At 64.5% G+C, this 12801-nt stretch carries 9 protein-coding genes, 1 rRNA gene and 1 pseudogene; 4 read left to right on the forward strand and 7 right to left on the reverse strand.

The features are described from left to right. Positions 1 to 250 precede the first annotated feature (250 nt). From ACIBG0_RS24055 to ACIBG0_RS24065, 3 genes are all read right to left on the reverse strand, one after another. Positions 251 to 1096 carry a tetratricopeptide repeat protein gene (locus ACIBG0_RS24055; RefSeq protein ID WP_397035222.1) on the reverse strand — a complete coding sequence of 282 codons (846 nt, stop codon included), beginning with the start codon at positions 1094 to 1096 and terminating at the stop codon, positions 251 to 253. A 61-nt stretch (positions 1097 to 1157) separates the two neighbouring features. After that, the gene (locus ACIBG0_RS24060; protein ID WP_397035201.1) at positions 1158 to 1526 is read right to left on the reverse strand and encodes a DUF3817 domain-containing protein; all 369 of its coding nucleotides are present in this window, start codon (positions 1524 to 1526) and stop codon (positions 1158 to 1160) included. A 98-nt stretch (positions 1527 to 1624) separates the two neighbouring features. Then, a complete protein-coding gene (locus ACIBG0_RS24065; RefSeq protein ID WP_397035202.1) occupies positions 1625 to 2803 on the reverse strand; it encodes an acetyl-CoA C-acetyltransferase in 1179 nt (392 codons plus the stop codon). A gap of 127 nt (positions 2804 to 2930) precedes the next feature. Between ACIBG0_RS24065 and mce the strand changes: the two genes are divergently transcribed. Then, entirely contained in the window at positions 2931 to 3404 is a 474-nt protein-coding gene (mce, locus tag ACIBG0_RS24070; RefSeq protein ID WP_397035203.1) for a methylmalonyl-CoA epimerase, read from the forward strand. A gap of 86 nt (positions 3405 to 3490) precedes the next feature. Next, entirely contained in the window at positions 3491 to 4495 is a 1005-nt protein-coding gene (locus ACIBG0_RS24075) for a hypothetical protein (RefSeq protein WP_397035204.1), read from the forward strand. A gap of 421 nt (positions 4496 to 4916) precedes the next feature. Here ACIBG0_RS24075 and ACIBG0_RS24080 read toward each other — a convergent pair whose 3' ends face one another. Next, positions 4917 to 5225: an ATP/GTP-binding protein gene (locus tag ACIBG0_RS24080; protein WP_397035205.1), complete on the reverse strand. Its 309-nt coding sequence runs from the start codon at positions 5223 to 5225 to the stop codon at positions 4917 to 4919. Between the two features lie 238 nt (positions 5226 to 5463). Between ACIBG0_RS24080 and ACIBG0_RS24085 the strand changes: the two genes are divergently transcribed. Both ACIBG0_RS24085 and ACIBG0_RS24090 read left to right on the forward strand, forming a co-directional pair. Continuing rightward, a complete protein-coding gene (locus ACIBG0_RS24085) occupies positions 5464 to 9729 on the forward strand; it encodes a TIR domain-containing protein (protein WP_397035206.1) in 4266 nt (1421 codons plus the stop codon). Positions 9730 to 10152: 423 nt separating this feature from the next. After that, positions 10153 to 10388 (forward strand): annotated as a pseudogene (locus ACIBG0_RS24090) (GNAT family N-acetyltransferase); the annotation flags it as partial. Positions 10389 to 10573: 185 nt separating this feature from the next. Here the strand turns inward: ACIBG0_RS24090 and nucS are convergent. The 3 genes from nucS to rrf all read right to left on the reverse strand — a co-directional run. After that, positions 10574 to 11260 (reverse strand): endonuclease NucS, encoded by a 687-nt coding sequence (gene nucS / locus ACIBG0_RS24095; protein WP_397035207.1) that lies wholly within the window; start codon positions 11258 to 11260, stop codon positions 10574 to 10576. 58 nt (positions 11261 to 11318) lie between these two features. Then, positions 11319 to 12068 carry a rhomboid-like protein gene (locus ACIBG0_RS24100; protein WP_397035208.1) on the reverse strand — a complete coding sequence of 250 codons (750 nt, stop codon included), beginning with the start codon at positions 12066 to 12068 and terminating at the stop codon, positions 11319 to 11321. A 645-nt stretch (positions 12069 to 12713) separates the two neighbouring features. Further along, positions 12714 to 12801 (reverse strand): 5S ribosomal RNA (gene rrf, locus ACIBG0_RS24105); the annotation flags it as partial.

Genomic DNA, 12801 nt, shown 5'->3' on the forward strand with positions numbered 1-12801 from the left:
GGCCACAAACACCGATCTGGCCCGCGCCCGAGATACCAGCCATCAGCAGGACCCAGCCATCAGCAGGACGAGCCGCAGGCCACCCGCAGTGTTCAGCTGCGCCGGTCCCACAGCGCTCGGTACTCAGCTGCGCCATTGCGTTGCCAATTACCGCGCCCGGCAATAGACCGTGCCTGTGATCGGCGGATAGGACCCGGCGATCGCATCGGCGCACGCTATCCGCCCATGCCATGCGCGCCGCAGCGGCCGGTCAGTACAGCGCAGCAGCCAACTTGCGGCGGGCCGCAATCACGAAGGGCTCTGCCGGGTCGAACAATTCGAAGAGTTCGAGCAGCCGAGTGCGCGCCCTGGTGCGATCATCGCCCGCCGTCTTCTTGATCACGGCGATCAACCGGTCGAACGAGGCTTCCGGCTGCTGGCTCAACATTTCGACATCGGCGGCGTCCAGGGCCGCGTCGACATTGGCAGGATCGGCATCGGCAGTGGCGATCGCGGAATCCGAAATGGCCTGGGCACGGGACAGGAAGCGCAATTGACGCAGCGCGCTCTTAGCCTCCTCATTGCCCGGCTCCGCCGCGATGATGGCCTCATAGGCCGCTTCGGCACCGGCTATATCGCCGCGCTCTAGCGCGGCCTCCGCGGCCGTGAAACGCGGGTCCTCGACCGCCTGAGGCTGCTCACCGCCCTCGAGCTGGCCGCCGACCGCCTCGACGACCGCGCTCAGCCACTGCCGGACCTGTGGCTCCGGCTGGGCGCCCTCGAAATCGGCGAGCGGTCGGCCACCGGCTACCGCGATCACCGTCGGGATGCCCTTCACACCGAACGCCTGCGCGATCCGCATATTGGCCTCGGCCTCGACTGTCGCCAGATCCCACGCGCCCGCGCCCTCCTGGACGAGCCGCTCCAGCGTCCGGACGAGTTCGACGCTGCCCGGGCTGCGCTGCGAATACAGCGCGACGACCACCGGCACCTGGGTGGACCGGCGCAGCACCTTGGTTTCGAAATCCGCCTCGGAGACGGCGTAGTCGCCGCCTCCCGCACCCGACGCACCGGCCGGGGGCTGCTTCAGGCTGGACAAATCCACCGCACCGGACATGGCGGCGGCGACGGCTGGCGAAGGGCGGCGGGCAGCAGGTCGAGTCACGGTTTCCAGTTTGTCACGGCGTGACCGACGCCGGGGCTCCGGAGTCGGCGGAACCGACCTCGCTCAGCTCACCGAGCTTGCCCGCGCGCACCGCCCACACCTCGAAGAGCACGGTGAAGAACGGCGGAATGCTGGACAGCAGCGCGAGCACCGTGGTCTTGGTGTTCCAGGCCAACTCGCGAGCCGCGAGAATCGCGGTTATGACGAACAGGATGAAGATGATGCCGTGCGTCATCCCGAACACCTTGACCGGCCACAGCACCGGTTCGGGGAGTCGTTTGAACACCATGCCGACGATCAGGAAGACCCAGGAGATCGCCTCCAGCACGGCGATGAAGCGGAACCGCTTGGCCACGGTGCTCAAGTCGAAGAAATTGCCCATGGCCACCATTGTGCCGGACTGCTACGACGGGCCGTAGTTGAACCGGTCACACCTGACCTCCGCCGACCCGGTATACGCCGGGCCGACGGAGGCGAGAATTACACCTTGATGATCAGCGCGTCACCCTGACCGCCACCGCCACAGAGCGCGGCCGCACCGATACCGCCGCCGCGCCGCTTCAACTCCAGCGCCAGATGCAGCAGGATGCGTGCACCGGACATGCCGAGCGGGTGCCCGATGGCGATCGCGCCACCGTTGACATTCACCTTCTCCGGGTCGATGCCCAGCTTGCGGGTGGATGCGATGCCGACCGCCGCGAACGCCTCGTTGATCTCCACCAGATCCAGCTCGGCGGGCGAAATGCCTTCGCGCGCGCAGGCCTTGGCGATCGCATTGGCGGGCTGATCCTGCAGCGTCGAATCCGGACCCGCCACCACGCCAGCGGCGCCGATCTCGGCGATCCAGCTCAGGCCGAGCGACTGCGCCTTCTCCTTGCTCATCACGACCACCGCGGCCGCGCCGTCGGAAATCTGCGAGGCGGTACCGGCGGTAATGCTGCCGTCCTTGCGGAAGGCCGGACGCAGCTTGGCCAGTGACTCGACGGTGGTGTCGGCGCGGATGCCCTCATCGGCGCTCACCACGATTGGATCGCCCTTGCGCTGCGGCACCGAGACCGGGACCACCTCGTCATCGAAGACGCCGTTCTTCCACGCCGCCGCCGCACGCTGGTGCGAGGCCGCCGCGAACGCGTCCTGATCCTCCCGGCTGACCGGCTCGGCGTCATTGCGCTGTTCGGTCAGCGCACCCATCGGCTGGTCGGTGAAGATGTCGTGCAGACCGTCGTATGCCATGCTGTCGCGCAGCGTCACATCGCCGTATTTGTAACCCTCCCTGCTCTTTTCGAGCAGATGCGGGGCCTGGCTCATGGATTCCTGACCGCCAGCGACGACGATCTCGTACTCACCCGCGCGGATGAGCTGATCCGCGAGCGCGATCGCATTGATACCGGACAGGCACACCTTGTTCACCGTCAGTGCGGGCACATCCATCGGAATGCCCGCGGCCACGGCCGCCTGCCGGGCCGGGATCTGTCCCGCGCCCGCGGTCAGCACCTGGCCCATGATCACGTAGTCGACCTGTTCCGGTGCGACGCCGCCCTTGTCCAGCGCGGCCTTGATAGCGAAACCGCCCAGCTCGGAACCAGTGAAGTCCTTGAGACCTCCGAGCAGCCGACCGACCGGGGTACGCGCACCGGAAACGATCACGGTTGTGGTCACGACGAGCCTCGCATTCATTGATTCGGAACAGCGTCGCGCACCTGACACCCGCGACGTCAACCTCTGTACTCAAAGGTAGCTTGTCCTAGTCGAACGCCCTCTACCAGGTACGCGCTACGTTCGAAGGGTGAGCAACGTTATCGACCCGTCGAACTTCATCCCCGGTGACTACGTCATCGCCGTCGACCATGTCGGCATCGCCGTACCCGACCTGGATGCCGCGATTGCCTGGTATGCCGACAATCTCGGCATGATCGAGACCCATCGCGAGGTGAACGAGGCCCAAGGTGTGCACGAGGCGATGCTGTCTTTGCCCGGTGCACCGGACAGCGCGACTGCCCTGCAGTTGCTGGCGCCGCTCAACGCGGAGTCCACGATCGCGAAATTCATCGACCGCAGTGGTCCGGGCCTGCAGCAACTCGCGTATCGTGTCACCGATATCGAGGCCGTTTCCACATACCTTCGTGATCGAGGTCTGCGTTTGCTGTACGACGGCCCCCGTCACGGAACCGCCGATTCTCGCATCAATTTCATTCACCCGAAGGATGCTGGCGGTGTGCTGATCGAGTTGGTCGAGCCGAACGCGAATGTTACGCACTAGTATCAAGATCGGGCCTGAAAAACTCGTCTGGATCACATTCGCGGTCGAGTCACCATGAGGTGCAAGTAGGCTGTAGTTTGTGTGCCATGTCGTCACCTGAGTCCGATCGCAATCGCTTCGTTGCACTGCCCTTCACCGTTGTGCGCAAGGGTTATGCGCAAGACGAGGTACGCAACTACTTCGACCGTTTCGATGCCGAGTTAAGGGTCACCGCCACAGATCGGGATGCCGCTGCGGCGCAAGCCCGTAACCTCGCCAGCCAGCTGGAGGACGCGCGGGACGAGATCGACGAACTTCGTAAGGAAGTCGATCGCCTTTCGGTTCCGCCAACCACTGCGGAAGGCATGTCCGACCGCATCTCTCGGATGCTGCGACTGGCTTCCGACGAGGCTTCCGAGGTCCGCGCGCTCGCGCAGGCCGAGGCGGCGGAAATGGTGTCGATCGCCGAGCAGCAGGCCACCGAAATGCGTGGCAAGTACGAATCGCTGCTCGCCGAGACCAAGGAGAAGCGCGAGGCGCTCGAGATCGAATTCGAGCAGACCCTGGCGAATGCGCGTACCGAGTCCGCCAAGATCATCGAGGCCGCTCAGGCCGAGGCCGACCGCCTCGGCAAGGAAGCCGATGCCAAGCGCAAGGCGACCCAGCAGGACTTCGAGGCCACCATGGCGGAGCGTCGCACCAAGCTCACCCGCGCCATGGAGGAGCTCGAGGCCACCAGCCGCGCCGAGGCCGCCCAGCGGATCAAGGACGCGACCGACGAGTCCAACCGCCTCATCACCTCCGCCACCCAGACCTCCGAGCGCAAGATCGCGCACGCCAAGGAACTCGCCGAGGAAATGCGCGTACTGCGCGGCCGGGTGCTCGCCCAGCTGCTCGGCATCCGCGGCCAGCTCGACTCGGTGCCCGCCATGCTCGCGGCCGTCAACCGGGAAAGCGAACTGCTGGACGGTGTTCCGGATCAGCGCAAGTCCATCGGCGGTGGCACCAAGTCGGTGACCGGCGGTTCACGCGCCAAGGCAATCCCCGAGGTCTCGGCCGAGGAAGACGACATCGACGCCGACGAGCGCGAGAACGCCGAAATCAGCAACTGACAACGGCGGGCTGAGCGGCGACAAACGCAACACCCCAACCGAATTCATACCAAGGCCGCCCCACACCTGGGGCGGCCTTCCTAATGTCCGGACATCGCCCGTATTGGGACATACGCCGCCACAACAATATTCCGCCCCACCGAAACACCCAGCGTCCCTGGCGCATTCGTCACGAACTTGCGTCTACCCCAGAGATCCGCAGCCGCAGAGGAACCGATAGATCCTGCGCCCAATACCTCTCGACGTCGGAGCGTTTGGACCTCCGCACTTCCGTTTTGGTCCCGCCCGCTGTCTGTTAGGCGCACCCTTGATCCATCAGTGGCCGGCCTGAAACGCACCGTATGCGGTAGCCGCACACCGTCTACACGAGCGTGTACCGGCGGGGCGGTGGTAGGGCAAGGTTGCTCAGGGCTGCAGGGATTCAGGACCAGCGGCGGGTGATTCGCCGGGTGCGACGACCGTTCCAGCAGCCGCGGTGCCAGTGTCTGCGATCGTCTTCGCCATCGTCGACCGCCCATGCGACGATATGGGCAACCCCTGGCAGGATTTCGTGATCGCAGCCGGGGCAGCGATACATTTTGGTCGCCCGGCTACCCGGGATGGGTCGCACGATATACATATCGTCGCTGTCCGGCCCGGCCTCCCGCCGACCGAAGACATCGCCGATCGGCACAGCACCCTCCTGCGAGCCGCCCACCTGGCGTCCCATCCGCGGTTTCCGTCGAGGCATCCCATGAGCCTAGGTCGTAGCGGAGTTCACGCCGCGCCTGCGGTCCATCCCATCCGCACCGCACACGTTTGCCAGCCGAACCCATCCGCCACCAGCAAACCCATGCCCGACCAGCCAAACCTGAGCCCCTAAAGTGGAACAGGTTATCGCGCTTCGATTGCACAGAGAAACGAGTAGTCCGCTACGCGCGAAGTTTGGCGCTGTCCGGAGCCACTCTTTACCCATGTATCGGGTGTTCATGAGCCATTCCAGCCAGGACAAGGTGTCCGCGGTGGCCATCACCCGGTGGCTGACCGAGAATGAACCGAGTCTGAGCGGGGAGATCTTTCTCGATGTCGACCCTGAAACCGGTATTGTGCCAGGGATCCGCTGGAAGTCCGAACTCGTTCGTGCGGTTGATCGCTGCGAAGCTGTCATCTGCCTGATCTCTCCGGAATGGGAAAAATCGACCGAGTGCCTCGCCGAATTTCGGCATGCGGAATCTCTCAACAAACGAATCTTCTGCGCTCGGATCGACCCGCGGGCCCGCGGTGAGAAAGCGCGCGAGTGGCAGTTCTGTGATCTGTTCTCCGACGGGCGCAGCCCGGTCATCACGGTCACATCCGAGACCGGTAGCGCACCGGTCGTTTTCGCCACCGACGGCCTACACAGATTGCTCCGCGGTTTACGCGAGGCCGGAATCGGCGCCGAACACTTCGCGTGGCCCCCTCCGGGCGACTGTAGACGCGCGCCGTACCGGGGCTGGCAATCGATGGAGGATGTCGACGCGGCAATCTTCTTCGGTCGCGACCCCCAAATCCTGCGTGGCCTGGACGCGATTCGCGGCATGCGCACGACGGGCGTCGAGGGCTTGTTCGTTGTGCTCGGTCCATCCGGTGTCGGGAAGTCGTCATTCCTGCGCGCCGGTCTGCTTCCCAGGCTGCGTCGTGACCGCGAGAACTTCATGGTGGGTGAGATTGTCCGCCCCGAACGCGCCCCCGTGACGGGCGACCGCGGCCTGGCGTGCGCCATGCACCAACTCAGATCGCTTGCGGGCCTGACCAGTCCGACGCTCGGTGCCATCAAGGCCGCATGCCTTGCCAACGACCTCAGCCAGCTGACGAAATGGCTGCGCGAGACGCAGCGTAATGAGGTCGACCAGGGTGTAGCTCCGACTCTGGTGCTGCCGATAGACCAAGCCGAGGAACTGTTCACCGCCGACGCCGGGCCCGAGGCAGCCCGATGCCTCGGTCTGCTCGGCGGTCTGCTGCGCTCTGCCGCACTGGCCGAATTGCCGATGATCGCGGTGGTGACCATTCGAGCCGACCGCTATGAGGCGCTACAGACCGCGCCGGAATTGGTCGGCGTGCGTGCCAGGGAATTCGGTGACCTGAAGCCGATGCCGGTTACCGAATTCAAAGAGGTGATCACTGGTCCGGCCGCTCGCGCTACCACCGCGGGACTGCGCTTGAGTCTCGATCCCGCGCTCGTGGCCCGGCTGCTGACCGACGCCACCGGCGGTGCGGATAGTCTGCCGTTGCTCGCGCTGACGCTGTCGCGCCTCTACCTCGATTACGCTGGTACCGAGCAACTCACCCTCGCTAACTATCACGCGATGGGCGGCATGCGGCACATCGTTGACGCCGAGATCGATTCGTTGCTCGCCGCGGATCCCAACATGCGAGCACAGCAGCTCGACACGCTGCGTGCGGCATTCATTCCGTGGCTTGCCACCATCGATCCGAACACCGACCAGCCGTCACGGCGAGTCGCGCGCTGGTGCGAGCTTCCGCCGTCGAGCCATGACCTGATCAATGCCATGGTCGATCGGCGACTGCTCGTCAAGGATGAGCGTGGCGGCGAGACTGTGATCGAGGTAGCGCTGGAAAGCCTGTTTCGGCAATGGGACCCGCTGGCGCGGTGGCTGCGTGAACAGGCGAAGGATCTGAAGGAGGCGGATAACCTCGATCGCGCGGCTGCGGACTGGGAGCGCAACGGGCGCAGCCCAGAGTGGCTGATCGAAGGCGTGCGACTCGCCGCGGCAGAGGAGTTGGCGGAATCCCCGGTGTTCGGGGACCGGGTACGTCACTCGACAGAATTCCTGCGGGCTTCGCGGGCGCGCGAGGACGCCGAAGCGGACGCCGAGAGGCAACGTCGAGAGGCCGAACTGCAGAACGCGAAGCAACGTCGAGATGAGGCGCAAGCACACGCGGCTGTATTGCACAGACGGACGAAGGTCCTGCGCGCCGTGCTAGTCCTGACGCTGGTAGTGGCACTGGTCGCGGTGACCGGACTCGTACTGGCGGTCGTCGCTCGCAACGATGCCAATGTGAAACGTCGGGAGGCCGACGAGCGCAGCCGTGCGGCACTCTCCGAACGGCTGACCTCGCAAGCACAGGCGATGCTGGTCGGCGGCCAGCCCGGCAGCGAACTACAGGCAATCGACAAACTGCTAGCAGCGCAACATATCTCGGCGAATCCGAACATCGGCGCGTTGCTCACCGCTTTGAGCAACAAGGCGCAACTGCACAAGATCGTCGACCTGCCGTCGGGCGGTTACCTCAGTGCCGACGGTCAACGGATCTCAACGGAAACCCAATCGGGAACTCAGCTGCTCGACACCGAGACCGGGCAGCCGATCGGAGAGCCCTTCGCAGATCCCGAAACCCACGCCGGAGGGGTGAGCTCGGACGGGCGATTTGTCGCGATGGTCAGCAGGGACAACACGATCCGCGTCTGGGACTCCGCCACCCGCCAGCCCATCGGTCAGCCGATGAAGGGCAGTGTCGGTTGGGGCGGCAGTAACGCGGCGGTCAGTTCGGACGGGCGCCGGGTCGCTGCGGCAGATCGTGAGGACACCTTGCGCTTGTGGGACGCCCAGACCGGGCTGCAGATCGGGAGTCCGCTGACCGGCCACGAAGGATCCGTGGCTGCACTGGCCTTCAGCCCGGACGGGCACCGCCTGGCTTCGGCCGGTTGGGACAACACCGTTCGGCTGTGGGACGCGAGTAATGCGGCACGGCTCGGCGATCCGTTACGGGGCGGCGACCCACGCATGCGCGAGGCAGACGCGGTCCATAGCGTCGCCTTCAGCCCCGATGGCCACACCGTCGCCGCTGGCGGATCGACCGTGGGCCTGGGTACATTCCTGAGCGCCGGGTCGCCGCTACGGTTATGGAACGCCGATACCGGCGCGGCGATCGGCACACCGGTCTTCGGAAACTACGGAGATATCTTGTCGGTGACATTCAGCCCGGACGGGGGCCGGATCGCCACTGGTGGCACCGACAAGACCGTACGACTATGGGACGCGCTCACCGGTCAGCCGATCGGCAATCCACTCAGGTTTCAGGAACCAGTGCTGGGCGTCGCTTTCACCCGCCCAGGAAATCGGATCATTTCCGTATCCGGCGACACCATCCAGGTATTGAATGCCGATCTCGATTCCGGACTGACCACACAGTTGGGTGGCAGCAAGGTGGCTCAGCCACCCTACGCGTTGGAGAGCGCGAAGGATGGTCCGCGAGTCGTCGTGGTCAGAGACGGCACCTTCCGACGGTTCGATGCCGACACCGGTGAACAGGTCGGTCAGGCCATCGTTTCCGAGGCACTCCGAGGAATCAGCCAGTACGACTTCAGCCCGGACAACCGCTGGCTCGCAGTCCCAGGATCCGACAAAGACATACGCGTCGTGGACACCTCGAACGGTCAGCCGCACGGCGACCCGATCAAAGGGCATGACGGCAATGTGAACACGGTGGAATTCAGCCCAGATGGGCAGACGCTGGCAACGGCAGGCGACGACAAGACGGTTCGGCTCTGGGACTGGCGCAGCGGCCGACAGATCGGCAAGCCGATTACCGGTCACAAATATAGCGTCGACTTGGTCACCTTCAGCGAGGACGGCCGTCGCCTGTACTCCCGCAGCACGGACTCGATTCGGATCTGGGACACTAGGACGAGGCAAGCGATCGGCAAGCCAATCGGCGGCTCCGACACTCATTACAACTTCACGGCCATGGAGATCAGTCCGGACGGTCGGCGCATCGCAGCGGCAAACAGGGGCACACTTCAGCAATGGGACGCTGAGAGCGGCGAGGCCGTCGGCCCGCCGATGAAAGGCCATGACAAACAGATCCTGGACATCGCCTACAGCCCCGACGGTCGCTATCTGGTCTCGGTTAGCTCGGACTACACGCTGCGGTTCTGGGAGACCACCGACGGACGCCAGATCGGCGAACCTGTCGACACCACACCAGCGGGCACCACCGTACAGGTCAAATTCACCCACGATGGACGCCGCGTCCTCGTTGCTTCCGTCGAGACGTCCCTCAGCGGCGAACCGCCCTTTATCGGCGGCGGCGCTTGGCAGCTTCCCGCGCCTGCCGCCTGGGCGGACGTGCTGTGCGACAAGCTGGCCGCGAATCCGAGCCGCGAGCAGTGGAACGACTGGATCTCACCCGATATCGCCTACATCGAGCAGCTGTGCCCGGGCAAACCCGTCTCGTCCGTGTCGGGCCGGTGACGTTGGTCTTGGGCTCGCTGCTGTCTCCCATCACCAAACCCACGCCGACAGATGAGGAACTCTGCGCGTGTTCGGCTCGAGATCGCTAGGGCTGTCGACAAGCGTCCGGTAATCGGCTACTACCTGGACAGTCGCCCGCCGCTGCAATGGTCGCTCCGCATAAACGGATGTGGAACATGTTCTCTCAGCGGACCACTTGTTGTCGGTGGTCCCACGATCTGCAACCGGGTGGTCCCACAACAACAACGGTGGCAAACGACAGCGAACGAACCACGCGCAGCCAACGATGCGCAGCGACGACCTGCGCAACGAACCACGCGCAGCCAACGAACCACGCGCAGCCAACGAACCACGCGCAGCCAACGAACCACGCGCAGGCCAACGAACCGCGCAGCCAACGACGCCACACCATGGAGCCGCACAATGACTCGCCCCGGCCAGATCCGTCGCGCCACCCCTGCCGATGTACCCGCCATGGTGGGCCTGTCGAAGATCTCGCCGAGTACGAGAAGTCCCGCGCGCAGTGCACGCTCACGGCCGGGCAGCTGGGCGCCGCGCTGTTCGGGCCGTCGCCCGCGGTTTTCGCCCATGTCGTCGAGGACGAGACCGGTGTGGTCGGCTGTGCGATCTGGTTCCTGAACTACTCCACCTGGACCGGCGTACCCGACAACCATGCGCGGCGAACGAACGGTGCGCGGCGAACGAACGATGCGCAGCGAACGAACGATGCGCAGCGAACGAACGATGCGCAGCGAACGAACGATGCGCAGCGAACGAACGATGCGCGGCGAACGAATTCATGTGCAGAGACGAAACCATTCGCCATGGCAGCGGGCAGATGATGCTAGAAGAGACGGAATTCGTTGCTCTCGGTGCCGCGTAGGGCGTCGTAATCGAGGGTCAGGCAGCGGATGCCGCGGTCCTCGGCGAGAGTGCGGGCTTGGGGCTTGATCTGTTGGGCGGCGAAGACGCCGGCGACCGGGGCGAGGAGTGGGTCGCGGTTCAGGAGTTCGAGGTAGCGGGTGAGCTGTTCGACGCCGTCGATTTCGCCGCGACGCTTGATCTCCACGGCCACGGTTGCGCCGTCTGCGTTGCGGCAGAGCAGATCTACCGGGCCGATAGCGGTCATGTACTCGCGGCGGATCAGCGTGTAGCCGGGGCCGAGGGTCTGTACGTGTTCGGCGAGCAGTTCCTGAAGATGGGCTTCAACACCGTCTTTCACCAGCCCCGGGTCCACGCCCAGCTCGTGCGAGGAGTCGTGTTCGATCTCCTCGATGGTGATGCGCAGTTCCTCACCCGCCTTATTGGTGACCACCCAGAAGGCCTTTGCGCCCTCGGGCACCGCATCACCGTCGCGCTCCTCTAACCAACACGGCGGACTCATCCAGTTCAGCGGCTTATACGAGCCGCCATCGGAATGTACGAGAACCGAACCGTCCGCTTTGATCAGCAGTAACCGGCGGGCCATTGCGAGATGGGCGGTGAGTCGCCCTACGTAGTCGACCTGACAGCGAGCAATCACTAGGCGCACCCAAGCACTGTAGGTGAGCGCCCGGTCCCGCCCGGCGTCGCCCCTGCCGCGTCTGCGTTCAGCCCATGAGCAGAATTGCCGCGAGGAACGCGCTCATGGCGAGCAGGCCGGATTCGACGCGGGTGAGTCGACGGGTAGACGCCGCTTTCGCACGCAGCATGCCGAAGCCGACCGCGGTTCCGATGACGAACGCCAACAGGTGACCGACATTGGTGAAGGTTCGTTCGATCAGCACACCCTCGGCGGCGACGATGAACCACACAGTGGACCAAGCGATTCGCCAACGGTGTGGAATGGCGACCACGATCGCCCCGACCAACGCCATGGCGCCGTAGCTGACGCCGACGTCCTGGGCCCAGCGGATGCTGGCGGGCAACCAGTCGGCCTCGATCGCGATCCACAGCCCGGCCGCGACAAGCAGCGTGGCGCCGATATGGCCGGCCATGAACACGCGCACCATATGCACCGCACCGAAACGCAGCTCGGCAAGTGCCAGCAGACAACCGAGCAACGGAATCAGCACCCAGGCTGCACTGACATCGCCGATCACCAGTGCACTCGACAGCATCGTGCCCACTCGGCCATTCAGCAGATTGTGCAGATTCGTGCTCGCATGCAGTACCACCCGCGCCTGCGCCGACTCGCTCAGCGCCGAGAAGACCGCGGTAACAGCGACAAGAGCCGCCAGATATCCGAACGTCGCAGGGAGCCTCAGCTCCGACCAGCGCGAGTCGAGCGGCCTGAGGGGTTCGACCGGCGCGCGGTCGGCGGTTGTCGTCGCTGCGACCATCAACACCTCCATACGCATCGACAGCTCCACGCGGAAGTCTGCCGATGCTGATTACTACATTCTGTCCTTCTCCATCATGGCCACCGGAGCGCCGCTTAGGGTAGCTGTTCCCTGTGAGGTTGCTACGAAACCTCTCGCCTACGACGGGTAGCCCGGTCTCTTCGCTCGACAGCCGCCGGTCTGCACAATGGCCGAGTCGCTTCGGCGGCACGAACTATCTGTAGCTCACTCTGATTTTTGACGAAGTCGAGCTACGAGCTCCGACATAGTCTATCTCGGCATCATAATCATCAGGCGCCGCGGTGTCGCTTACCTTCGCATCCCGCTACCCCAGAAAGGCCTCGATCGAATTGGGCATCATCTCCGTACACCTCGGATCATATTTCGGTGCCGGGAGGTCAAGAGGAAAAGATTAGCGTTCTTCGGACGCGAAGCTATAGCGGGGCGCCCTTCGTGTAACAGTTGCTCACGATCAGGTTGGGCGCGACATAGAGTGCGCGACCGAAATCACCATTGTGCGAACTTGATCTATTACCAGAACCAACGTGGCGGTGCGGTCGCTCTGTTGTGGGTTGAGTGGAATTCACCGATCCCGCGTGGCCGGGGGGTGGTGGTGGAACGCAGAAAGGCCCCCAACACTGTTGGGGGCCTTCCGCAAGGATGTTCCGGCGGTGTCCTACTCTCCCACACCCTGTCGAGTGCAGTACCATCGGCGCTGGTGGCCTTAGCTTCCGGGTTCGGAATGGGACCG

Source organism: Nocardia sp. NPDC050630 (assembly GCF_044457245.1).
Classification (GTDB): domain Bacteria; phylum Actinomycetota; class Actinomycetes; order Mycobacteriales; family Mycobacteriaceae; genus Nocardia.